21 protein-coding genes and 3 tRNA genes are annotated in these 21,037 nt (G+C 69.7%); 10 read left to right on the forward strand and 14 right to left on the reverse strand.

Annotated features, from left to right (window positions below):
* The first annotated feature begins 26 nt into the window (after positions 1–26).
* The gene (locus KLK06_RS29080) at positions 27–524 is read left to right on the forward strand and encodes a DUF2087 domain-containing protein (protein ID WP_214638817.1); all 498 of its coding nucleotides are present in this window, start codon (positions 27–29) and stop codon (positions 522–524) included.
* Here KLK06_RS29080 and KLK06_RS29085 read toward each other — a convergent pair.
* Genes KLK06_RS29085 through KLK06_RS29115 form a run of 7 tightly spaced genes read right to left on the reverse strand, consistent with a single transcriptional unit; the run spans position 521 to position 9,965 of the window.
* Positions 521–2,125 carry a beta-N-acetylhexosaminidase gene (locus tag KLK06_RS29085; RefSeq protein ID WP_214638818.1) on the reverse strand — a complete coding sequence of 535 codons (1,605 nt, stop codon included), beginning with the start codon at positions 2,123–2,125 and terminating at the stop codon, positions 521–523. The two genes, KLK06_RS29080 and KLK06_RS29085, sit on opposite strands and share 4 nt — an antisense overlap.
* Positions 2,126–2,136: 11 nt before the next feature.
* Complete coding sequence (locus tag KLK06_RS29090; protein WP_214638819.1) at positions 2,137–4,074, reverse strand: NPCBM/NEW2 domain-containing protein; 1,938 nt, start codon at positions 4,072–4,074, stop codon at positions 2,137–2,139.
* A 10-nt stretch (positions 4,075–4,084) separates the two neighbouring features.
* Entirely contained in the window at positions 4,085–5,629 is a 1,545-nt protein-coding gene (locus KLK06_RS29095) for an alkaline phosphatase (RefSeq protein WP_214638820.1), read from the reverse strand.
* Positions 5,626–6,966: a sugar ABC transporter substrate-binding protein gene (locus tag KLK06_RS29100; RefSeq protein ID WP_214638821.1), complete on the reverse strand. Its 1,341-nt coding sequence runs from the start codon at positions 6,964–6,966 to the stop codon at positions 5,626–5,628. Before KLK06_RS29100 ends, KLK06_RS29095 begins: the two co-directional genes overlap by 4 nt.
* A 10-nt stretch (positions 6,967–6,976) precedes the next feature.
* Positions 6,977–7,786 (reverse strand): carbohydrate ABC transporter permease, encoded by an 810-nt coding sequence (locus tag KLK06_RS29105; protein ID WP_214638822.1) that lies wholly within the window; start codon positions 7,784–7,786, stop codon positions 6,977–6,979.
* An 8-nt stretch (positions 7,787–7,794) separates the two neighbouring features.
* On the reverse strand, positions 7,795–8,670 hold the full coding sequence (locus tag KLK06_RS29110; RefSeq protein ID WP_214638823.1) for a carbohydrate ABC transporter permease: 876 nt from the start codon (positions 8,668–8,670) through the stop codon (positions 7,795–7,797).
* Complete coding sequence (locus KLK06_RS29115; RefSeq protein WP_214638824.1) at positions 8,667–9,965, reverse strand: glycoside hydrolase family 36 protein; 1,299 nt, start codon at positions 9,963–9,965, stop codon at positions 8,667–8,669. The genes KLK06_RS29110 and KLK06_RS29115 overlap by 4 nt, the downstream gene beginning before the upstream one ends.
* 166 nt (positions 9,966–10,131) lie before the next feature.
* Between KLK06_RS29115 and KLK06_RS29120 the strand changes: the two genes are divergently transcribed.
* Positions 10,132–11,283, forward strand: coding sequence for an ROK family transcriptional regulator (locus KLK06_RS29120; RefSeq protein ID WP_214638825.1), 1,152 nt, complete (start codon positions 10,132–10,134; stop codon positions 11,281–11,283).
* Positions 11,284–11,286: 3 nt separating this feature from the next.
* Here the strand turns inward: KLK06_RS29120 and KLK06_RS29125 are convergent, their stop codons facing one another.
* Complete coding sequence (locus KLK06_RS29125) at positions 11,287–12,234, reverse strand: helix-turn-helix domain-containing protein (RefSeq protein ID WP_214638826.1); 948 nt, start codon at positions 12,232–12,234, stop codon at positions 11,287–11,289.
* 40 nt (positions 12,235–12,274) lie between these two features.
* On the opposite strand from KLK06_RS29125, the gene KLK06_RS29130 reads away from it, so the two are divergent.
* On the forward strand, positions 12,275–13,054 hold the full coding sequence (locus tag KLK06_RS29130; protein ID WP_214638827.1) for a phytanoyl-CoA dioxygenase family protein: 780 nt from the start codon (positions 12,275–12,277) through the stop codon (positions 13,052–13,054).
* A gap of 9 nt (positions 13,055–13,063) precedes the next feature.
* Here the strand turns inward: KLK06_RS29130 and dusB are convergent, their stop codons facing one another.
* Positions 13,064–14,173 carry a tRNA dihydrouridine synthase DusB gene (gene dusB / locus KLK06_RS29135; RefSeq protein WP_308168498.1) on the reverse strand — a complete coding sequence of 370 codons (1,110 nt, stop codon included), beginning with the start codon at positions 14,171–14,173 and terminating at the stop codon, positions 13,064–13,066.
* Between the two features lie 81 nt (positions 14,174–14,254).
* Between dusB and KLK06_RS29140 the strand changes: the two genes are divergently transcribed.
* The 4 genes from KLK06_RS29140 (at position 14,255) to KLK06_RS29155 (ending at position 15,164) form a co-directional block, all read left to right on the forward strand.
* The gene (locus tag KLK06_RS29140; RefSeq protein ID WP_214638828.1) at positions 14,255–14,890 is read left to right on the forward strand and encodes an ACT domain-containing protein; all 636 of its coding nucleotides are present in this window, start codon (positions 14,255–14,257) and stop codon (positions 14,888–14,890) included.
* Positions 14,891–14,928: 38 nt separating this feature from the next.
* Positions 14,929–15,000, forward strand: a tRNA-Gly gene (locus KLK06_RS29145).
* 14 nt (positions 15,001–15,014) lie between these two features.
* Positions 15,015–15,088 (forward strand) — tRNA-Cys (locus KLK06_RS29150).
* 1 nt (position 15,089) lies between these two features.
* Positions 15,090–15,164: transfer RNA gene (locus KLK06_RS29155), tRNA-Val, on the forward strand.
* Positions 15,165–15,375: 211 nt separating this feature from the next.
* Here the strand turns inward: KLK06_RS29155 and KLK06_RS29160 are convergent.
* Positions 15,376–16,179: an SAM-dependent methyltransferase gene (locus KLK06_RS29160; RefSeq protein WP_214638829.1), complete on the reverse strand. Its 804-nt coding sequence runs from the start codon at positions 16,177–16,179 to the stop codon at positions 15,376–15,378.
* Positions 16,180–16,366: 187 nt separating this feature from the next.
* Positions 16,367–16,867 carry a hypothetical protein gene (locus KLK06_RS29165; protein ID WP_214638830.1) on the reverse strand — a complete coding sequence of 167 codons (501 nt, stop codon included), beginning with the start codon at positions 16,865–16,867 and terminating at the stop codon, positions 16,367–16,369.
* A gap of 116 nt (positions 16,868–16,983) precedes the next feature.
* Here KLK06_RS29165 and KLK06_RS29170 point away from each other — a divergent pair, with 116 nt between their 5' ends.
* On the forward strand, positions 16,984–18,243 hold the full coding sequence (locus tag KLK06_RS29170) for an MFS transporter (protein ID WP_214638831.1): 1,260 nt from the start codon (positions 16,984–16,986) through the stop codon (positions 18,241–18,243).
* Between the two features lie 62 nt (positions 18,244–18,305).
* Positions 18,306–18,527 carry a cold-shock protein gene (locus KLK06_RS29175; RefSeq protein ID WP_214638832.1) on the forward strand — a complete coding sequence of 74 codons (222 nt, stop codon included), beginning with the start codon at positions 18,306–18,308 and terminating at the stop codon, positions 18,525–18,527.
* A 76-nt stretch (positions 18,528–18,603) separates the two neighbouring features.
* Here the strand turns inward: KLK06_RS29175 and KLK06_RS61710 are convergent, their stop codons facing one another.
* The 3 genes from KLK06_RS61710 to KLK06_RS29185 all read right to left on the reverse strand — a co-directional run bounded on the left by KLK06_RS61710 (position 18,604) and on the right by KLK06_RS29185 (position 20,069).
* The gene (locus KLK06_RS61710) at positions 18,604–18,735 is read right to left on the reverse strand and encodes a hypothetical protein (protein ID WP_284735158.1); all 132 of its coding nucleotides are present in this window, start codon (positions 18,733–18,735) and stop codon (positions 18,604–18,606) included.
* Complete coding sequence (locus KLK06_RS29180) at positions 18,720–19,079, reverse strand: hypothetical protein (RefSeq protein WP_250906170.1); 360 nt, start codon at positions 19,077–19,079, stop codon at positions 18,720–18,722. Before KLK06_RS29180 ends, KLK06_RS61710 begins: the two co-directional genes overlap by 16 nt.
* 102 nt (positions 19,080–19,181) lie before the next feature.
* A complete protein-coding gene (locus KLK06_RS29185) occupies positions 19,182–20,069 on the reverse strand; it encodes a PhzF family phenazine biosynthesis protein (RefSeq protein ID WP_214638833.1) in 888 nt (295 codons plus the stop codon).
* A 70-nt stretch (positions 20,070–20,139) separates the two neighbouring features.
* On the opposite strand from KLK06_RS29185, the gene KLK06_RS29190 reads away from it, so the two are divergent.
* Complete coding sequence (locus KLK06_RS29190) at positions 20,140–21,033, forward strand: LysR family transcriptional regulator (RefSeq protein ID WP_214638834.1); 894 nt, start codon at positions 20,140–20,142, stop codon at positions 21,031–21,033.
* The last annotated feature ends 4 nt before the right edge of the window (positions 21,034–21,037 follow it).

Raw genomic sequence — 21,037 nt, forward strand, 5'->3', positions numbered from 1 at the left:
CACGGATCATGGGACAAAATATACAAATGAGCGACAGAGAGAACAGGCGGGTGCTCGGGCTGCTCGCCCAGGACGACACGTTGCGGGCATTCGCCTCCCTGGTCCTCGGCGTCACCGACGGGCTGTCGCCCAAGGTCCTGGCCCGGCTGGCCGCCGGCGGGCTGGCCGTGCAGGAGGAGGACGGCAAGTGGCGGGCGACGCCGGAGAAGTTCCGCGAGCTGCTCCGGGCGCGGGCCGCCGAGCCCGAGCCCGAGGTGAGCGCCGAGGAGCGGCTGCTGCAGACGTTCCTGGTGGACGGGCGGCTGAAGACCATGCCGATGAAGCATGAGAAGCGGGTCGTGGTGCTGCGGTACATCTCGCGGGTGTTCGAGCCCGGTGTCCGCTATCCGGAGAAGGACGTGAACGTCGCGCTGCGGGCCTTCCACGATGACTACGCGGCTCTGCGGCGGTATCTGGTGGACGAGTGCCTGCTGTCCAGGGAGGACAACGTCTACTGGCGCAGCGGCGGCCCGGTGGAGCTCTAACGCTGCAGGTTGCTGGTCCAGGCGTCGATCTTGGCCTGCCACCGCTCGGGGTCCTCCGGCCGGCCGGGGACGCCCGGCCGGGTCTGCCACGGCAGCGGCCCCGACTCGTGCCGGTACTCCACCCCGATCGCGGCCAGCCGCGGCAGGTGGGCCGCCAGCCGGACGCGGAAGTCGGCCAGGTCCCGGGCGGCCGGGCTCCACACCGTCTCCGCGAACGCCGCCACCCGCGGGAAGGCCATGTACTCCAGGCGCCGGTTGGAGTCGATCAGCTCGGTCCAGAGACCGCACTGCGACCCGAGGACCCGCGCCCCGGCCGGATCGTCGCGCAGCTCCTTCGGAACCGGGTCGAAGGCGTACACGTCCTCCAGCGTCAGCACGGTCCCGAACGGCACCGGCTCGTCCTCGCCCGGCCCCTGCCGGTAGTCGAAGTAGACGGAGGTGTTGGGGCAGGTGATCACGTCGTGCCCGGAGCGGGCCGCCGACACCGCCCCCAGGTCGCCGCGCCAGGAGGCCACCACGGCGCCCGGCGCGAGGCCGCCTTCCAGGATCTCGTCCCAGCCCACCAGCCGGCGTCCCCGCGCGGCCAGGTAGTCGTCGAAGCGGTGGATGAACCAGCTCTGCAGCTCGTCCTCGTCCCGCAGCCCGAGCTCGCCGATGCGGCGCTGCGCGGCGGGGCTGTCGCGCCACTGGTCCTTGCGGCACTCGTCGCCGCCGACGCACACGTACGGGCTCGGGAACAGCTCCAGCACCTCGTCGAAGACGTTCTGGAAGAACGCGACCGTGCTGTCCTCGACGTTCAGCACGTTCACGCCGACGCCCCAGGTGGTGCGCACCTCCAGCGGGGTGTCGAGGTTGCCCAGCTCGGGGTAGGCGGCGATGGCGGCCTGGGTGTGGCCGGGCAGGTCGATCTCCGGCACGACCGTGATGTAGCGGCGTGCCGCGTAGGCGACGATCTCCCGCAGGTCGTCCTGGGTGTAGTAGCCGCCGTGCGGGCGGCCGTCCATGGCGCCGTTCCAGCCGGTCTGGCTCTCCTTGCGCCAAGCGCCGACCTCGGTCAGCCGGGGGTAGCGCTTGATCTCGACGCGCCAGCCCTGGTCGTCGGTGAGGTGCAGGTGCAGCATGTTGAGCTTGTGCAGCGCCATCAGATCGATGAAGCGCAGCAAATCATGCTTGGTCATGAAATGTCGGGCGACGTCGAGGATGCAGCCGCGCCACCCGAACCTCGGCTCGTCCTCGATCAGGACGGCGGGCAGCACCAGCGGCCCGCCCGCTGACGCCTTCCTGAAGGCGGCGGCCGGGAGCAGTTGCCGCAGCGTCTGCGCCCCGTAGAACGCCCCCGCCGGGCCGCCCCCCTCGATCACGACGCCGTCGTCGGCCACGCTCAGCCGGTACGCCTCCGGTGCCAGATCGTCGCGGAGCCGGAGAGTGATCGTTCCCGAGCCCGGCCCCGGCAGCAGCTCGCCGCCGGCGACCGGGCTCAGCTCGCCCCGCAGCCAGGAGGCGACTCCGCCGAGCGCCGGTTCCGCGGTCAGAGCGGTGTCCCGGTCGAGGACGAACCGCCCCTGCCGGACCTCGTACCGGACGGGCTTGGGAACGATCATGAGCTCTCTTCCTACTGGCAGGTTATGGAGGCGTCGGCGAAGTCGGCATGGTCGGAGGTGGCGTTGTCGCCGCCGTTGGTCGCGACCAGCCGGACGTAGGTGGCGCCCTTCACCGACGCGGTGACCTTCCTGGCCGGCTGCGCGCCGGTGACGACGCCCGAATGGGCGACCCGGCCGCCGTCGGCCCAGACCTCGAGGTCGGCCGACCCCGCCGTGCCCACCTCGTCGTCGATCCCGGCCTGGAACTCCACGGTCGAGCAGCGGCCGGCGGTGTAGAACTCGATGTCGGCGGGCGCGTGGGCACCGAGCCCCTTGGCGTACTTGACCCCTTCGATGGTGATCGGCTTGCCGTCTCCGGCGGCCTTCTCGCCGTTGCTGGTGTCCTTCTCGACCGGGCCGAAGTAGTTCGCGACGCGGGTCCAGGGCAGGTCGCTCAGGTACGTACGGCCGGATCCGGGCGCCCGCGCGACCTTGACGACGGCGGTGGCCGCGGTCTTGGCGGCGGTCGCGGTGATCTCGTAGTCCTTGAGCTCCGCTGCGGCGGGCGGGGTGACCGCCCACTTCACGGTGAACGTCTCGCCACCGTCCAGCCGCCCGGTCCTGGTGGCCGTCCGCGCCCTGGCCCGCCACCCCTCCGGTACGGCCAGCGCCACCTCGACGTCGCGCAGCCGGTCCGTGCCCCCGGTATTGGTGACCCTGGTGACGACCTCCCGTTCCACGCCCGGTTCCAGCACGGACAGGTGGTCCTCGCCCGGCCCGGTGGCCGGGTCCGTCTCCACCAGCACGGCGGGCGGGGCCTGCTCCCGGCTCACGCCCACCCGGTACAGCACGGATCCGTGGGCGGGCACCTGGGCCGCCAGGTCGCCCGCCGTGGTGGTGACCGCGCCGGTCCACAGCTCCTCGACGCGGTAGCGGGCGGGCTTCAGCCGGGTGGAGATCGTCGCCGCCCGGTCGCTCTCGTTGAACAGCAGGATCGCCTGATCCCCGTTGGCCAGGGGCTTGGCCAGCACGTGGTACCAGCCGTCGGAGGTCACGAACCGGCCCTGGACGCCCAGCGTGTCCTGGTCGACGGCGATCACCTTGGGGTTGGCGACGATCGCCGGCGGCGCCTTGGCCGGGTCGGCCTGGAGGATGAGCGGGGAGGCGCCGACGGCCCAGAGGCTGACCTGGGTGCGGTACTCGGCGTCGGTCATGCCGCCCCGGCCCGCCTGGATCAGGTCGGGGTCCGCCCAGCTTCCGGGGCCCGCGTACTCGGCTCTGAGCTGGTTGAACTCCCAGATGTCGACCATGTTCGAATAGCTATCGGAGATGGGCTTGTTGTAGACGTTGGTCCGCCAGGTGGTGGCCTTCGCGTCCTTGCCCCAGAGCCACGGCACGGTGCTGCCGTCCTCGTTGTTCATGGCGAACGCGATCGCGTCGCCGAGAGCCTGGCGCATGCGCGGGTAGAGGGTCTGGGCGATCTGCTGGACGTTCTGGCCGGGGAAGTCGGCGGCCGGGATGTTGCACCAGTCGTACTTGACGTAGTCGACGCCCCAGCCCTTGACCTGCTCAGCGTCGGCGGTCTCGCTCTTGTAGGAGCCGGGGCCGCCGCCGGAGCACGCCTTGGTGCCCGCCGACAGGCTCAGGCCGAGCTTGAGCCCCTTGCCGTGCAGGTAGTCGGCCAGCGCCTTGACGCCGGAGGGGAAGCGGGTGGCGTCGGGGGCCAGCGCGCCGCCCGTACGCTGGGCGGCCAGCCAGCAGTCGTCGATGATGACGTGGCGGTAGCCGGCCGGGGCGAGCGGGGCCAGGGCATCGGCCGCCTGCCGTACGGACGCCTCCGAGACCGAGCAGCCGAGCGAACGGCTGCTCCAGCCCATCGGCGGCCCGCTCACGGCGTCACCGGAGGCGGGTAACTGCACTAAGGGCAGGGTGAGGAGGGCCGCCGCGAGGGCGGCCGTGGTTGTGCGCATGAGGGTCCCGTCAGGCTGGGTGGAGCGCCGGATCGCCGGGCTCGATGACGAAGGAGCCGGAGGTGTAGGCGGGGGCGTAGGGCTCGGTGACGCGGGAGAGCGAGCGGAAGTCGACCTTCATCTCCTGCTCGGTGAGCTTGGCCCGCACATAGCCGCGGCGGCCGTTGAAGAACTTCACGTGCGGGTTCTCGTTGAGCAGCACCTGCGTGTTCGGGTACTCGTCCAGGCCGTTGCCGGCGCTGGTGACCGAGGTGGTGACGAGCTCGACGGCGACCGACTTGGACCCGGGATCCTGGTAGTCGCGCTTGATCTCGCCCGCCCAGTGCGAGTGCACGTCGCCGGTGAGCACGACGCCGTTGCGCTTGTAGTCGTCGATGGCGGCGGCCAGGCGGTTGCGGGAGGCGACGTAACCGTCCCAGCCCTCGTTGGAGTAGCCCTTGCCCTCGCCGTTGGTCCAGTCCATCTCCATGAAGAAGACCTGCTGGCCGAGCAGGTCCCAGGTGGCCTTGGAGCCGCGCAGCTCGCCGTCGAGCCAGGCCTCCTGGTCGGCGCCGAGGATGGTCCGGTTGGGGGCGAAGCGCTCCTGGCAGTCGGCGCCGACGGTGCCGCTCTTGCCGGTGCAGGCGTAGATGTCGCGGTACTGCCGGGTGTCCAACAGGTGCAGGTTGGCGATCGCGCCCCACCGGATGCTCCGGTACAGCTTGAGCGAGGCCCCGTTCGGCTTCTGGGCGCGGCGCAGGGGCATGTTCTCGTAGTACGCCTGGAAGGCGTCCGCCCGGCGCTTGAGGAAGGGCGGGTCGGGCTGCTCGGGCACGTCGCCGGCCCAGGCGTTCTCGATGTCGTGGTCGTCCCACACCACCACCCAGGGGGCGATGGCGTGGGCTAATTGCGACTCCGGGTCGGCCTTGTGCTGGGCGTGCCTGAGCCGGTATCCGGCCAGGTCGAGGCACTCTCCCCCGGCCTGGTCGCGCACCGGGTACTTGTAGTCGCCGTACTCGTAGATGTAGTCGCCGAGGAAGGCGATCAGGTCGGGCTGGTCCTCGGCCATCCGGCGGTACGGGGTGAACCAGCCGGTCTGGTAGTCGGCGCAGGAGGTGAACGACAGGTTGAGCGCGCGGCCGCGCGTGCCGCGGGCGGGGGTGGTCAGGGTACGGCCCACCGGGGAGATCTCGCCTGCCGCTTTGAAGCGGTAGAAGTACTCGGTGCCGGGGTTCAGGCCGTCGAGCTCGACGTGGACGCTGTGGGCCGCCTCCGGCCCGGCGGTCTCGACGCCGCGTCGTACGACATGGCGGAAGCTCTCGTCCTTGGCGAGCTGCCATTCGACGGGGACCGGACGCGACGGCATGCCGCCGAGCCCGTCGAGGGCCACGGGGTCCATGGCCAGGCGGGTCCAGAGGACCACGCCGTCGGGGGCCGGCTCGCCGGAGGCGACGCCGAGCTGGAAGGGGTCGGAGATCGGGGCACGGCGGGCCACCGCGCGCACGGGTGAGGCACCCAGTGCGGCGGTCAGTCCCAGTCCGGCGCCCCCAGCGAGGAGTGAGCGCCGGCTGATCATTTGACGGTCGCGTTCCCTTCCGTGACGGCCTGGTCCGCGGCCTGCTTGGGGTCGAGCTTGCCGAGGTACATCTCGTTGAAGATCTGGTTGAGCTTGGTCTCGAAGCCGGTGAACCCGGTGGTGACGGGCAGCGGGAACGTGGTGCCCTTCGATTCCTCGACGAACGGGGAGACGTCGAGCTTCTTGGTCTTCTGCCAGTAGTCGACGTAGCCCTGGGTGAGCCCGTTGAGCGCGGGGAAGATGTAGCCGTCGGCGGCCATCAGCTTCTGCGGCTCCTCGGTGCCGAGGTAGGCGGCCAGCTTCATCGCCTCCTGGGGGTGCTGGCTCTTGGCGTAGACGGCCTCCGACAGGCCGTTGAGGTTGACCGCGCGACCGGCCGGGCCCTCGGGCATGAGGGCGACGCCCACCTCGAAGTTCGCCTCCGGCGCGACGTACGGCAGCAGCGCGTTGTTGGCCGGGAACATCGCCACCTCGCCCGCCTTGAACATGTCGGTGACCTTGCCGGTGGGCGGGTTCGTCTGGGTCGCGGGCGGCGAGACGTGGTACTTGTTCACCAGGTCGACGCCGAACCGCAGGGCCTGCACGGAGGCGTCGTCGTTGAAGGTGTACTTGCCGAACGGCTTGTCGAGCAGCTTGCCGCCGTTGGAGTTGACCCAGTTCATCCACTGGGTCTGGTAGTGGTTCCAGGAGGCGAAGCCGTAGGTCTTGACCTTGGCCGGGTCGAATCCGGGGTCCTCGGGGTGCTTGCCGGCCTCGTCCACGGTCAGCTTGCGCGCGGTCTCCAGGAAGGTGCCGGAGCCGTCGGGCTTCCAGGTGAGGCTGGCCGGCATCTCGACACCGGCCTTCTTGAACAGATCCTTGTTGTAGAGCAGGCCGACGATGCCCCAGTCCTTGGGAACGCCGTACAGCTTGTCCTGGTAGGTAAACGACCCGACCACCGTTGGATGAAATTTCGTGGTGTCGAGCTTGAGGGGCGACATGTCGGCCAGGACGCCCTTGGTGACGTACTCGGGGAACTGCGACGGCGTCATCCAGAACACGTCCGGCGCCGTGCCGGCCACCGCGTCGGCGGTGAGCTTGGTCCAGTACTCGTCGTACGGCAGCAGCTCGATCTTGACGTCGATGTTCGGGTTGGCCTTCTCGAAGGCCGCCATGACCTTGTCGTAACCCACCTTCTGCTGGTCGTCCCAGAGCCGGTAGGTCAAGGTGACCTTGCCGCCGCCGGTGCCTCCGCCGTCGCCACCGTCGCCGCCCGAGCCGCAGGCGGTCAGGGTGAGCGTGGCGGCGGCCAGCAGTGTCACGGCATGGCGGAGCTCGCGTATGCGGGGGGATCGCATATGACCTCTCTTATTTGAGGCCGGTGAGGACCACCGACCGGACGATGTACTTCTGAAAGAAGATGAAGATCGCGATCATCGGCACCAGCGCGATCAGGCCGCCGGCCATGATGAGGTTGTAGTCCACGCCGATGCCGCGGTTGAGGGTGGCGAGGGCGACCGTCATCACCTTGGTGTCGTCACCGCTGGTGATGATCAGCGGCCACAGGAAGCTGTTCCACGACGAGATCACCGTGATGATCGTCAGCGTGCCGATCGCCGGACGGCAGAGCGGCAGCAGGATCCGGGTGAGGATCTTCAGCGGCCCGGCGCCGTCGATCCGCGCCGCCTCTTCGAGCCCGGCGGGCAGCCCGCGGAAGAACTGCCGCATCAGGAAGATCCCGTACGGCGTGCCCAGCACGTACGGCGCCAGCAGGCCGTACCACGTGTTGACCAGGTGCAGCTCCCGCATGATCAGGAACAGCGGGATCATCGTGACGGCGCTCGGCACCATCATCGTGGCCACGTACAGCCAGAAGAGCACCTCGCGCCCCCGGAAGCGCAGCCGCGCGAAGGCGTAGGCGGCGAACGTGGTGAACACCAGTTGGCCCAGCGTGAGCAGCGCGGTCATCAGCACCGTGTTGACCAGATATCGGGGAAAGTCGCCGCCGAGGAGCTTGGTCAGGTTGGCCGTGGTGGGCGGCAGGCCGGGCACCCACGGCTCGGTCGAGTTGAGCTGGCTCTGGGTCTTGAACGCGGTCAACACCACGAGCAGATACGGGAAGACGGCGACGAAGGCGCCCAGGGTGAGCGTGCCGTAGAGCAGGATGCGCTTGGTCATGTCGTCCCTCAGCTCATGTCATAGGTGGTGCGTTTGCCGAAGAACCTGACCTGCACCAGCGTCACGCCCAGGATGACCGCGAAGAGCAGCATCGACAGCGTCGAGGCGTAGCCGAAGTCGAACTCCCTGAACGCGGTGCCGAAGATCTTGAAGTTGATGACCTCGGTGCTTTTGCTCGGCCCGCCGTTGGTCATCACGAAGACGGTGTCGAAGACCTGGAACGCGCCGATCAGGTTCGTCACCATGACGAAGAACATCGTGGGGTTGAGCAGCGGCAGCGTCACCCGCCAGAACCGCTGGCGCGGGGTGGCGCCGTCGGTGGCGGCGGCGTCGTAGAGCTCCTGCGGGATGCCCTGCAGCCCGGCCAGGAAGAACAGCATGTTGTAGCCGGTGTACTGCCAGACGTTGACCAGCGCGACGGCGGGCAGCGCCCAGGTGGCGTCCGACAGCCAGTCGGGGCCGGTGACGCCGATCACGGCCAGCGCGCTGTTGATCGCGCCGTCGCGCGGGTCGAAGATCCAGTTCCAGACCAGGCCCATGACGATCGGGGTGGCCATCCACGGCACGACGAACAGCGAGCGGAACACCCTGACGCCCTTGATCCGCTGGTTGAGCAGCAGGGCGAGCACCAGGGCCAGGACCGTCTGCAGGGGGATGCAGAGCAGCACGTACACGACGGTGATCCACAGGGAGTGCCAGGACTCCCCGTCGCCGGCCAGGCGGCGGTAGTTGTCCAGCCCCGCGAAGGTCGGGGGCGACAGGAGCTCCCAGTGGAAGAAGCTCAGCACGAAGACGATGACCATCGGCAGTAGCAGGAAGGCGAGCACGCCCAGCAGGCTCGGGCCGATGAACAGGTAGGCGTGCCAGTCGCGCCGCCACCTCACGACGGATCCGTCCTGGTGGGGACCATCAGGCGCCTGGTCGTCTCCAGGCCCCAGTCGTCGAGCGCCGCGATCGGGTCGCTGGAGCCGCGCAGGCCGCCGGTGCCCTCGATGTGGTCGGCCCACTCCTGTCGGGCCTCCACCTCGGGGCGCAGGATGATGCAGTCGGGGTCGTTCACCCACCAGCGGGCGTGCAGGAACTCCCGGGCCGCGCCGGTGAGCCTGGCGCCGAGCTGCGACGGCTGGCTGATGTCGCCCGACTTGGGGTGCAGCGTGGGCGCGATGTCCGGGCTGACCCGCATGATGTCGACCAGGCCGAGGCTGGGCAGCATGGGCGCGCCGCAGCCGTGCAGAGTGGCGTCCGGGCCGGCGCCCTCGCGGATCAGCTCCAGCCCGCGCCGGTAGGCGGCGATCGGGTCCAGGTCCTCGTGCCTGCTGCCCGCCAGCGCCCCGGCGTAGATGTAGTCGAGCTTGAAGTGGCTGATGCCGTACGCGCTGAAGGTCTGGAACACCTCGATCAGGTGGGCGGCGGCGTCCGGGTGGGTGACGTCGAGGACGGCCAGCTCCTGGTCCCACATGTGGCCCGCGTGGGCGCCGCCGACCAGCCAGTCGGGGTGCTCGCGGAAGATCCGGCTGCGTTGGCCGACCAGGAAGGGGGCGGTCCACACGCCGGTCCGCCTGCCCGCCTCTCCCAGGGCCCCGGCCAGCTTGCGCAGGGAGCCGAAGCCGGGGCGCGGGTCGAGCCAGTCGCCGATCTCGGCCTCGTAGCCGTCGTCGATGAGGAACATGTCGGCGCCCAGGGCGTGCCGCTCCGACAGGTGGAGGTTGTCCAGGACGTCTTGCTCGGTGACCTTGCCCCAGTAGCCGTACCAGGTGCACCACATGGGCGGGACCGCCGGGAACGCGGCGGGCGCGTACCCCTCGGCCATGCCGTCCGCCCAGTCTTCTAGGGATGCACCGATCAGGTGGCGTACCGGCCCGTTCGCGCTCACGATCAGGCGGCCGCCCTCCTCGCGCGCCCGGATGGAGGGCACCTCCAAGGGGTTCGGCGCGGACCACAGCTCCATCGGCGCGCCGCCGCCGGGGTCGATCGCGAGCAGGCCCTCGCCCTGGAACACACCGGCGGGCACCGGGGTCTCGGGGCGGTAGGCGAGAATCTGGATGTTGCCGTCTGCGGGCCTGGGCGGCGTCTCGCCGAGGCGGTAGGCGCCGGTGGGGCTCCACGACTGCCAGCCGTGCTCGAAGACCCGGGCCTGCCCTGGCTGATGGACGACCTCGCCCACGTCTGCGAACGACATCAGACCCTCTATTCCTGTTGATCTACTTACGAAGGAGCGCTTCATTAGTAGCATCAGGAGTTCGCGGGGGTCAATGCCCGGTTCCGCGCGGAAGTGCCGGTGCTTAAGCAGAAACGAACGCTGGCATAATGGCGAGTTACAGAGGACACCTACATTAGGGACGGCGATGGCGAACCTCCGCGGCGGCGACCTGTCCCGGCTCAGGCAGCTCAACTCGCTGACCGCGATACGGGCGCTGCGCGGGGCCGGTCCGCTCACCCTCTCGGCGCTCGCCGAGCGGACGGGGCTGTCGCGGCCCTCCATGAAGGAGGTCGCCGACGAGCTCGTGGAGCTGGGCTGGGTGGAGGAGGTGCCGCCTTCGCCGGGCACGATGGGCAGACCGGCCCGGCGCTACCGGTTCCGCGCCGACAGCGGCTGCCTGGTCGGCATCGACATAGGCGGGCACAACGTACGGGCCGCGCTGTCCGACCTCGACGGCGAGATCCTGGCCGAGACCCGGCAGCCGGTCCTGCCCGGCGCGCCGCTGGAGGAGCGCCTGGCCGCCATAGACCGCGCGGTCTCCGGCTGCCTGGCGCTCAGCGGCAGGACGGCCGCCGACCTCTGGACGGTGGCCGCCGGCACCACGGGCGTGCTCACGCCGGAGGGGCGCGTCACGTTCTCGGCCGCGATCCCCGCCTGGACGGGTCTCGACCTGGCGGGCAAGCTGCGCGAGATGTTCTCGTGCCAGGTGCTGATCGAGAACGACAGCCGCCTGGCCGCACTGGCCGAAGCCCGGCGCGGCGCCGCGCAGGGGGCTCGGGACGTGGTGTTCCTGCACGTCGGGCGGCGCATGGGCACCGGGCTCATCATCGACGGCAAGGTGCACAGAGGCTTCGGCGCCGCCGCCGGCGAGATCGTCATGCTGCCGGAGGCCCGCTGGTACGACGCCCCCGAACACCTGAACGGCTGCGAGGTCGTGCCCGAGGGCACGGCGCCCGAGGACGCGGCGGGCTACACGCTGGCGGCGGCCCGCGACGGCCACCCCGTCGCCCTGGCCGCCGTCGACCGCTACGTGGACGACCTCGCGGTGGGCACGGCGGCCATGGTGCTGGTGCTGGACCCGCAGATGGTGGTGCTGGGGGGCGGCTTCTCCCGCTCGGCCGACGTCCTGCTGGCGCCGCTGCGGGAACGGCTGGAGCGGACCTGCATGCGGATGCCGGAGGTCCGGGCTTCCACGCTGGGGGACGAATGCGTGGTGATGGGCGCCATCGACTACGCCGCCGACCACCTGAGCCGCGAGCTGTTCACCTCCGACTCTCCCCTGACTCCGATGCGCTGATCTTCAGGCGTTCGGCCTCAGACGGGAGCGGAAGTCGCGGGGCGGCATGCCGTACTCGTGACTGAAGGCCCGGCTGAAGTGGAACGGGCTGACGAAGCCCGAGGCCGCCGCGACCTGGCCGACGTCCATGTCCGTCACCTCCAGCAGCCGGGCCGCGTGCTGGATCCGCGCCCTGCGGACGGCCCGCATGGGCGTGTGGCCCGTTTCCTCGGTGAACAGGTGCGCGAACCGGGACGGCGACAGGGCGACGGCCCTGGCCAGGGAGGCGACGGAGTGTTGCGCGCCCGGTTCGGCGGCGATGAGGGCGAGTGCTCGGTGAACCCGCGCGTCCCCGCGCTCCTCGGCGCGCCGGGCGTCCCCGGACGGCCGAGCGGCGGCGGTGGCCAGGAGGATCACCTCCTCGACGGCGTTCAGCACCAAGTCCCGCGCGGGACCTGAGACGGCGACGGCGGGCGCGTACTCGCGCAGGGGCCGGACGGCGGCGGGGCCGACGGCGGGCGGGGTGTGGGTGGCGGTGGGACGGACGGCGGTGATGGCGGGCGGGAGCCAGCGGGCGTTTCTGGAGGCGCGGTCGAAGGCCTCGTCGATCTGGTCGCGGGTCGGGTCGGGAACGCCGTGGACCAGGTGGCAGCCCGTCGCCCGGGCGTACTCCGCGAGCCACCCCAGCCAGGCCGGGCGCGGCTGGAAGTGCGCCCACCAGAAGCACCACCGCTCCGCCCCCGGCGCCACCCGGTAGTGCTGCGCGGCGCCGGACCCGAGCACCACCAGATCCCCCGGCCCGGCCGTGAACGACACCCCCGCCTGCTCGACCAGCCCCGCCCCGTCCTGCGTCCACATCAGCAGCCAGCTCGGCGACCCGGTGACGCGCCGCGTGACGTACCCGGGCCGGTTGTCGAAGTGGCCCACGATCGTCAGCTCGGCAGCAGGAACAGACATTTCCTCAGCGGTCATAGGCATACCCTTCACCGATCCGGCTCCTTAGCGTGAAGGTATGAGGCTCACAGACTTCCATGATCGAGGATTCGTCCTGGTGCCCGGTCTCCTGGCCGCAGAAGAGGTGGCGGAGCTGCGGGAGGAGTTCATGGCGTTGCATGCCCGCGGCCCGATCCCCGGCCACTTCTCCCCGAAGCCGCAGGAACCCGGCGGACCGTACGACATCCTGCGGGACTATCCACGCGTCATGCACCCTCACCAGGTCAACGACGTGGCGCTACGGTACCTGCTCGACGCCAGGATCGCCGCCGTACTCCGCGACCTGCTCGGCGAGGAGCCGATAGCAGCCCAGAGCATGTTCTACTTCAAGCCGCCCGGCGCGCGCGGGCAGGCGCTGCATCAGGACAACTTCTACTTGCGCGTCGAACCGGGCACGTGCGTGGCCGCCTGGATGGCGCTGGACCGCGTCGACCGCGCCAACGGCGGCCTGGAGGTGGTGCCCGGCACGCATCTGATGGACCTGTTCTGTCCCGAGGAGGCCGACAGCGACGTCTCCTTCACCAAGGATTACGTCCCGCCGCCGCCGGGCCTCGAACGCGTGCCGGTCGACATGGACCCGGGCGACGTGCTGTTCTTCAACGGCAGCCTGGTGCACGGCTCCGAGCCGAACAGCACGGCCGACCGGTTCAGGCGCAGCTTCATCTGCCATTACACGGGCCGTTCCGCCGAACGCATCTCCGCCTACTACCCGACGCTCACGATGTCGGGCGACCCGGTCCAGCTACAGCCCGCCATCGGCGGCGGCCCCTGCGGCACAGAGGCCACCGGCCCACACTGAGGCAAGCGGTCAGCCGCCGGATATATCCGACTCGGCGTCCGAAGGAACGACACAGTCCCACGGATCGTCCAGCCAGCCGTCCGGCAGCTGCACCTTGCCGCGCTCACCCGACTTCCCGCGCGGGGTGTCGGTGTTGGACGGCCACGGCTGGTCCTGCTCCAGCCTGGCCAGCCCTTCGCGCAGCCCGTCGAGCGACTCGGCGGTGGCCAGCTCGCGGCGCAGCTCGCCGCCGACCGTGAACCCCTTGAGATACCAGCCGACGTGCTTGCGGAAGTCGGCGATCGCGTAACGCTCGATGTCGAAGCACTCGGTGAGCCCCTCGGCGTGCCTGGCCATCATCGCGGCCACCTCGCCGAGGCTCGGTCGTACCCGCTCCGAACTTCCGTTGAACGCGTTCTCCAGATCCCTGAACAGCCACGGCCGACCCAGGCACCCCCGCCCCACGACCACGCCGTCACATCCGGTCTCCGCCATCATGCGCAGCGCGTCGTCGGCGCACCAGATGTCGCCGTTGCCCAGCACGGGCACCTCCGGCACCGCCTCCTTCAGCCGGGCGATCGCGTCCCAGTCGGCCACGCCGCCGTAGTGCTGTTTGGCCGTGCGGGCGTGCAGGGCGATCGCCGCGACCCCCTCCTCGACCGCGATCCGGCCGGCGTCCAGGTAGGTGAGGTGATCGTCGTCGATGCCCTTGCGCATCTTCATCGTGACGGGCAGCGGGCCCGCGTTCGCGACGGCCTCGTGCAGGATCCGCCGCAGCAGGTTCCTCTTGTACGGCAGCGCGGAGCCGCCGCCACGCCTGGTGACCTTGGGGACGGGGCAGCCGAAGTTCAGGTCGATGTGGTCGGCCAGGTCCTCCTCGGCGATCATCTTGGCCGCGCGCCCCACCGTGGCGGGGTCGACGCCATACAGCTGGATGCTCCTCGGCCGCTCCGACTCCGCGAACCTGATCATCCTGAACGTCTTGGGGTTGCGTTCCACGAGCGCCCGCGTCGTGATCATCTCGCACACGAACAACCCGGCGCCCTGCTCGCGGCAGAGCACCCTGAACGACGCGTTGGTGATGCCCGCCATCGGCGCGAGCACGACCGGCGGCCACACGCCTATCGGTCCAATCTTCACTCAGTCAGTTGTAGCGCAGGTCAGGCCCTGACGGGTATTCGCGGATAGGCTGTGAACTGGCATCTAGTGGGGAGGGGACGGATGCTTCTGCGAGTACGCATCGCACTGCCCGACCGGCCAGGTTCGCTGGCGCAGATCACCAGCGTCCTCGGCAGCGTCGGAGCCGACATCACCCAGTTCACGGTCCTCGACAGGGGCGCGGGCCGGGCCGTCGACGACATCACGGTCTTCTGCCCAGAAGGCACCCCCAAGCAGACGCTCCTCAAGAGCCTGCAGAGCGTCGCCGACGTGACAGTCGAAGGCATCTGGACCACCCGCGAGGCCCCGGGCACCTACCCGGAGCTGGAAATTCTCAAATACATCACCACGGCGGGTGACAGGGCGCTGACCACCCTGGTCGACTCGCTGCCGGTGCTGTTCAGCGCCGACTGGGCGGCCACGGTCGCCGAAAAGGGCGTCATCTACGCGAGCTGGCGCGCGCCACAGCACGTGGCACTGCCGCAGGCCATACCGGCGCGCCCCATGGCGATCACGCTCGACGGCGACCTGCACGTCATCCACGCCCCGCTACCACCCCTGGCTCTCACCCTCATCCTGGCCAGGAGTGACGGCCCGGCCTTCCACCGCATCGAGGTACACCGCCTCACCCGCATCCTGGAGATCTTCCTGAGCCTGCCCGCCACAGAGCGGAGCGTGGCTCGCCAGCTCCGCAAGTAAGCATCCAGTCGGAAAACCCGCTAGAGTTATGGGGCAACGCGGAAGTGGCTCAGTGGTAGAGCATCACCTTGCCAAGGTGAGGGTCGCGGGTTCGAATCCCGTCTTCCGCTCGGATTGGCGACTCGGTGGAGTGGCCGAGAGGCGAGGCAGCGGCCTGCAAAGCCGTCCACACGGGTTCAAATCCCGTCTCCACCTCCAAGGACGATTAGCTCAGCGGGAGAGCACTTCCCTGACACGGAAGGGGTCACTGGTTCAATCCCAGTATCGTCCACCAGACCTGGTCAAACAGGAGTCATTGCCCCAGCTCACGGCACATGCCGGGAGTCTGGGGCTTCTTGTTTGACAGCCCAGGCGAGCGCCGACCGCCGGACCTCAGTCACCGCCGCGCGGTCACCCGGTGGTCGGTCTTGACCACGGAGGGCACCGTCCGCACCGTCGCCGGCCTCATCACACGCATATCCGCGAGGGCCGGCCTGGAACCGGGGTCACGGCTTGCGGCCGACGCCTCCGTAGAGCCATCGCGTGGCCTCGGGGGCCAGGTCGTCCGGGTCGGGGTGCCAGGTGTCGATGGTGACCAGGCCGGGAGGCACCAGCTCGAATCCGTCGAAGAAGCGCGCGACCTCCGCGTGCTCGCGGAAGTAGATCGGCGTCGGCGTGGCCGCGTAGACAGCCTCGATCGCGTCCACCGCATCCGTCGGGTGGCCGTCGCGGGTGACGTGCGTCAGCGTGAGGTAGCTGCCGGACGGCAGGGCGTCGCGCAGCTGGGTCATGACCGTGCCCCGCTCATCCATGGTCAGGAAGTGCACCATAGCGATCATCAGGACGCCGACCGGCTGGTTGAAGTCGAGGATCTTGATGGTTTGCGGGTGTTCGAGGACCTCGATGGGGCGCCGCATGTCGGCGGCGGCCACGGTGGTGTTCTCGTCGGTCGCGAGCAGGGCGCGGCCGTGTTGCAGCACGACGGGGTCGTTGTCGACGTAGACGACGCGGGCGTCGGGGATGATCTCCTGGGCGATCTCGTGCGTGTTGCCGACCGTGGGCAGGCCGGAACCGATGTCGATGAACTGCCGAATACCCTGCCTTGCCATGTGGCGTACGGCGCGGCGCAGGAACGCCCGGTTCTCCAGGGCCAGTTGGCGGATCTCGGGCATGGCCTTCTCGACTCGACCGACGGCTTCCCGGTCGATCTCGAAGTTGTCCTTGCCCCCCAGGTAGTAGTCGTACATCCGGGCGACGCTCGGCCTGGTGACGTCGATGCCGCTAGGTCCGGTTGCGTCCTGCTCCGTCATGAACGACCTCCATCACCTAGATCATTTCTCTAAAATTAGCGCAAACACTGGACATGGCGCATCAAGCGGTGGTCGACGGGCGATTCCGGCGAGGCAGAACAAACGCTTCGACCAGGGCGTATTGGGCATTGACAAAAATCTTTACGCGGCACATGGATCTCCAGTGTCCGCCGCGGCGTCTCTGCGCCTACCCGATCGACTCCTGACCGAATATCTTCAACGGTCCGGAGATGCTCAGCGCTTCATCCAGTTTGCGTACCAACGCCGCCGCCGGCGACGGCGTGACGCCATCGGCCCACTCCCCGACTCGCCCGAGGAAGCCCACCAGGTCCTGCTGAACGGTCCGCAGAAGCGCGGGGAACAGCGCGACGGGCACGTCGACGGAGTCGCTGCCTTCACCGAGCCCCCCGTCCTGCCGGATCCGCATCCGATCGCCGTTCACCGCGATCGACGGGGCCGGATCGTGGCCCAGCCACACATCGTCGCCGCTCAGCGCCTCCGACCAGGCGCGCCAGTCCTCCAGCCCCGAACAGCAGCCGGGAATGATGGTCACACCGGTGGAGAGGTCGTGCAGCTCCAGGCCGCCTGGTGCGATCAAGGCGTCCTGCTCCAGCAGGCGCCCGACGATGGTGTCCGCGTCGAGTTCTTCGCAGTCCGGTACGTGAAGGTCGGCCAGCGTGGCCATCACCGTTCCCACCTCCGCCGGCGAAACAAGCGCGGAGAGCGCGAGCATGCTGAACGCGTCTCACTCGGCGCCGTGGTGAGGTCGGCGGGCATGCGACGCTCCGTATTGTGTCCATCACTATGAGCGAACGACACCTCGTGCGGCTGCTGCTGCTCAATCAGTTCACCATCAAGCTCGGCTTCAATCTGCTCATGCCCTACCTCGCCGTGCACCTGACCCACGGGCTCGGGCTGGCGGCCTGGGCGGTCGGCCTGGTGATGGGGGTGCGCAACGCCAGCCAGCGCGGGATGGCACTGGTCGGCGGCTATCTGGCGGATCGGCTGGGCTGCCGGGTCACGGTGCTGGCCGGATGCGGGTTGCGGGCGGCCGGGTTCGCGCTGCTCGGGTTCGCCGACGGGGTCACGGCGTTGGTGGTGGCGTCGGCGGTGACCGGGTTCGCCGGTGCGCTGTTCGACCCGGGCGTGCGCTCGCTGCTGGCCGTGACGGCGGATGACCGGGTGCGGGCGTTCGGCTGGTTCAACATGGCCGGGCAGGCGGGGCTGCTGCTCGGCCCGCTGGCCGGACTCGCACTGTCGGGGCTGGACTTCCGCGTCGTGGCGCTGGCCGCGGCCGGGGTGTTCGTGCTGCTGACCGTCCTGCAGGGGATCGGGCTGCCGGCGCTGCCGCCCGAGCCGCGCCAGAAGCGCTCAGGGTTTCGGATCGTGCTGGGCAACCGGCCCTTCTGGTGCTTCGCGCTGGCGATGACCGGCTCGTACGTGCTGTCGTTCCAGGTCTATCTGGCGCTGCCGCTGGTGATGGGACGGACGCTGGGGGCCGAGCAGGATCTCGGCGTCGGGGAGATGTTCGCGCTCTCGGCGCTACTCGTCATCACACTGCAGGGCCGCGTGAGCGCGTGGGCGACCCGCCGGATGACGGCGCCGCGCTCGATGGCCGCCGGCTTGGCCGTGATGGCGCTGGCGTTCACACCGCTCGTGGTCTGGCCCAGCCCGCTGCCGCCGGTCTTCGCGGGCATGGGCGAGGAACTCGCCGAGCACCTGGCCACAGCGCCGATGCTGGTCGGCGCCGCCCTGCTCGCCCTCGGCACGATGCTGATCTGCCCGTGGGAGATGGACGTGATCGTCGCCCTGTCGGGCGGACGGCTGATCGCCACCCACTACGGCGTGTACGCGACCCTGTCCGGCCTCGGCGTCACCGTCGGCACCCTGGCCACCGGTACGATCTGGGACGCCGCCCTGCGCTGGGACCTGGCCTGGCTGCCCTGGGCCGCCCTGGTCGTGATCGGTGGCGGCTGCGCCCTGACCATGACGCTGCTGGAGCGGCTGCGGCTGCTCGGCCAGCCGTCTCCAAAAGGCAAGCATCACGCCCTCACCAGGCGCTAACTCCATCGGGCGACATTCCCGACAACACAAGTGGATCAGGCGGCCGGTGGCACACTGGGGGCATGGCACGCGGGACGGTGAAGTTCTGGAAGGCCGAGAAGGGCTGGGGGGCGATCTCCTCCCCTGACCTCCCCGAGGGGCGTGGTGACGCTTTCGCGCACTTCAGCGAGGTCGTCGGCAACGGCTTCCGGGAGCTCCACCCTGGCGATGTCGTGGAATTCGACATCGAGGAAGGCCAGCAGGACAGCTTCCAGTTCCGCGCCCGCAACGTCCGCAAGCTGTGACATCCGCCCCCGATACGGACACCTCGCCGACAAAATCTGGAAGGCGATCAAGTCCTGATCGGCTGGCGAGGCCGCCTTACCGTACGCACGCCGAAACCGCCGCCCTGAACAAGGCGCACACGTCGCGGACGAAGCGGCTTCGAGACAGGCCCAGGCAGCGCAGGGCCAGAGCGTGATCGACGGCGACCACGGTCACCGTGCCGAGCATTGACGTTCCTCATCGGCCAGGATCCGGGCGGCGACGTCGGCGGCGAGTGGATCGCCCGCGCCGTCGCGCAGGGCCCGGTAGTAGCGCAGCGCGATCACCTTCTGCTCTTCTCCGACGAACAGCCGGACTGCCGCGCTGTAGGCGTCGTCTCCGACTTCGTCCGCTTTGGCGATCAGATCGGCGCCGTCGCCGCTCTCGCCGACCTGGAAGCGCTGGATGCTCGCGAGCACCGACCGGTGGAGACACGCACCCCGCCCCCAGCCGGGATCGCCGTCGGCGCGCCGTCGTACGGCCTCCGCTTCGAACCTCGCCACCCAGATGGCGAAGTCGGCACCATCGTTCATGCGACTCACCGTACGAACGGATTGTGCGCAAACCCTACGGGTGACTGTCGAGGTTTTGTGCATGTTCTCCGGCGCCGTAGCGGTAGACCTCGCGGCCGCCCTTCATGACGTCTCGGGGAGGGCGCGCAGGGTGCCGGTGGCGACCATCGACACTCCGCCTCCGACGGTGACCCGTTCCACGGCGTCGGGCGTGCCGTAGGCGGTGATCGCGATCCTGCTGGGCCGTCCGGTGAAGCGGCCCTGCGCCAGCGACAGTTCCACGCCGTCGCGGGCCCGGCCGTGGCGCATCAGGTAGGTGGCCACGCAGCCGGCGGCGCTGCCGGTCGCGACGTCTTCGAGCACGCCGTCGTTGTTCCAGTGCCTGCCTTCGAGCGCTCCCGCGTCGAGGACGTAGACGTACTGCGCGCCGAGCCCGCCGAGGAAGCCCTCGAAGTCGGGGTGCGTGATGCGGGCCCGGGCGAGCACGTCACCGTCGCGCACCGGTACGACGAGATAGCGCAGGCCCGTGGAGATGATCTCCAGCGGCAACGTGTCGTCGAGGTCGGCGGGGGTGAGGCCCAACGCCGCGGCGACCGGTTCCAGAGGGACGGTTGTCCGCACGAGTTCGGGCCGTCCCGGGTCCAGCGACGCCGATACCTGGCCATCGGTGTCGCCGCGCGTGGTGACGTCAACCTTCCTGGCGCCCAACAAGAATGTCCAGTGCCGAGCTTCGCCGTACGCGGCCCCGCTGCGTTCGTGGAGTACGGCCGCCGCGCCCAGCACCGGATGCCCGGCGAAGTCGAGCTCCCCCATCAGGTCGAAGACCCGCGCGTGGACGACGTCCGGCTCCTCGGTGGTCCGGACGAAGATCGTCTCGAAATGCCGCAGCTCCTGGGTCAGCCGCGCCATCTGGGCCTCCCCCAGCGGCGGAGGATCGACGAAAACGGCGAGGCTGTTGCCGCTGAATGGGCGGTCGGAGAAGACGTCCACGTGGTGGTAGCCAATAGCCATGTGACCAGCCTAGGAGCGGCATCCGTCATTGAGAATGGCGATATCAGCGTGGGCAGAATAATGAACGCTTATGGAGAAGGATTTCCACATCGCCGATCTGCGCTCGTTCGCGGCGACCGTGCGCGCCGGGAGCATCACGCGGGCCGCGGCGGCGCTGAAGGTGAGTCAGCCCGCCGTGAGCCAGCGGATCCAGCGCCTGGAGCAGGCCGCCGGGGAGCGCATCCTCATCAGGGACCCGCAGGGTGCCAGGCTCACGCCCGCGGGTGAGACGCTCCTCGCCTACGCCGAACGCATGCTGGCCCTGCACGACGAGGCCCGCGCCTCGATCGCCGGGCGTGGCGCCGCGCCGTCGGGCCGGCGCACGATCGGGCTGCTCGAGGATCTGGCGATCACCACCTTTCCCGCGGCCCTCGCCGACTTCGCCGTACTCCATCCGCGAGTCGATCTCGAAGTGATCGTCGGCTCGGCGGCGCCCCTGCGCAGGCTCGCCGACCGGGGGCGTCTTGACCTGGTGTTCGGGGATCCGTCGGTCATGCCCGAGGCGTCCGTACGCTGGCAGCGTCAGGTCCCGCTGACCTGGGCGTACGCGCCGGCCTTCGACCCGCTCGCCGATCCGCTGCCGCTGGTGCTGTTCTCGCAGCCCTGCCAATGGCGCCAGCCCGTCCTGGACGCGCTCAGCCGCCATGGGCGTCAATGGCGGATCGCCTTCCAGAGCACCAGCGCGCATGCCGTACAGGCGGCCATCGCAGCCGGGATCGGCGTCGGCGCGCTGCTGGTGGGCAACGTGCCGGCGGGCGCTGTACGCCCGGCGGAGCAGCACGGGTTGCCGCTGGTGCCCATGGTCGACATCGCGATCTCCCGGCGCGCCGGCACCGACACCGATCAGGCCCTCAACAGCTTGGAGCGCCTCCTGCGGCGGGCCGCCGCCCAAGACGCGCCTGAGAGATTCCCTCTGACGGGGTAGAGGG

This window comes from Nonomuraea sp. NEAU-A123 (assembly GCF_018603905.1).
Lineage (GTDB): Bacteria > Actinomycetota > Actinomycetes > Streptosporangiales > Streptosporangiaceae > Nonomuraea.

Excerpts from the sequence above, each read along its gene's own strand:
- KLK06_RS29080 (WP_214638817.1), top strand. The coding sequence starts at position 27 with ATGAGCGACAGAGAGAACAGGCGGGTGCTCGGGCTGCTCGCCCAGGAC.
- KLK06_RS29085 (WP_214638818.1), bottom strand. The coding sequence starts at position 2,125 with ATGATCGTTCCCAAGCCCGTCCGGTACGAGGTCCGGCAGGGGCGGTTC.
- KLK06_RS29090 (WP_214638819.1), bottom strand. The coding sequence starts at position 4,074 with ATGCGCACAACCACGGCCGCCCTCGCGGCGGCCCTCCTCACCCTGCCC.
- KLK06_RS29095 (WP_214638820.1), bottom strand. The coding sequence starts at position 5,629 with ATGATCAGCCGGCGCTCACTCCTCGCTGGGGGCGCCGGACTGGGACTG.
- KLK06_RS29100 (WP_214638821.1), bottom strand. The coding sequence starts at position 6,966 with ATGCGATCCCCCCGCATACGCGAGCTCCGCCATGCCGTGACACTGCTG.
- KLK06_RS29105 (WP_214638822.1), bottom strand. The coding sequence starts at position 7,786 with ATGACCAAGCGCATCCTGCTCTACGGCACGCTCACCCTGGGCGCCTTC.
- KLK06_RS29115 (WP_214638824.1), bottom strand. The coding sequence starts at position 9,965 with ATGTCGTTCGCAGACGTGGGCGAGGTCGTCCATCAGCCAGGGCAGGCC.
- KLK06_RS29120 (WP_214638825.1), top strand. The coding sequence starts at position 10,132 with ATGGCGAACCTCCGCGGCGGCGACCTGTCCCGGCTCAGGCAGCTCAAC.
- KLK06_RS29125 (WP_214638826.1), bottom strand. The coding sequence starts at position 12,234 with ATGACCGCTGAGGAAATGTCTGTTCCTGCTGCCGAGCTGACGATCGTG.
- KLK06_RS29130 (WP_214638827.1), top strand. The coding sequence starts at position 12,275 with ATGAGGCTCACAGACTTCCATGATCGAGGATTCGTCCTGGTGCCCGGT.
- KLK06_RS29140 (WP_214638828.1), top strand. The coding sequence starts at position 14,255 with ATGCTTCTGCGAGTACGCATCGCACTGCCCGACCGGCCAGGTTCGCTG.
- KLK06_RS29160 (WP_214638829.1), bottom strand. The coding sequence starts at position 16,179 with ATGACGGAGCAGGACGCAACCGGACCTAGCGGCATCGACGTCACCAGG.
- KLK06_RS29170 (WP_214638831.1), top strand. The coding sequence starts at position 16,984 with ATGAGCGAACGACACCTCGTGCGGCTGCTGCTGCTCAATCAGTTCACC.
- KLK06_RS29175 (WP_214638832.1), top strand. The coding sequence starts at position 18,306 with ATGGCACGCGGGACGGTGAAGTTCTGGAAGGCCGAGAAGGGCTGGGGG.
- KLK06_RS61710 (WP_284735158.1), bottom strand. The coding sequence starts at position 18,735 with ATGCTCGGCACGGTGACCGTGGTCGCCGTCGATCACGCTCTGGCCCTG.
- KLK06_RS29180 (WP_250906170.1), bottom strand. The coding sequence starts at position 19,079 with ATGAACGATGGTGCCGACTTCGCCATCTGGGTGGCGAGGTTCGAAGCG.
- KLK06_RS29185 (WP_214638833.1), bottom strand. The coding sequence starts at position 20,069 with ATGGCTATTGGCTACCACCACGTGGACGTCTTCTCCGACCGCCCATTC.
- KLK06_RS29190 (WP_214638834.1), top strand. The coding sequence starts at position 20,140 with ATGGAGAAGGATTTCCACATCGCCGATCTGCGCTCGTTCGCGGCGACC.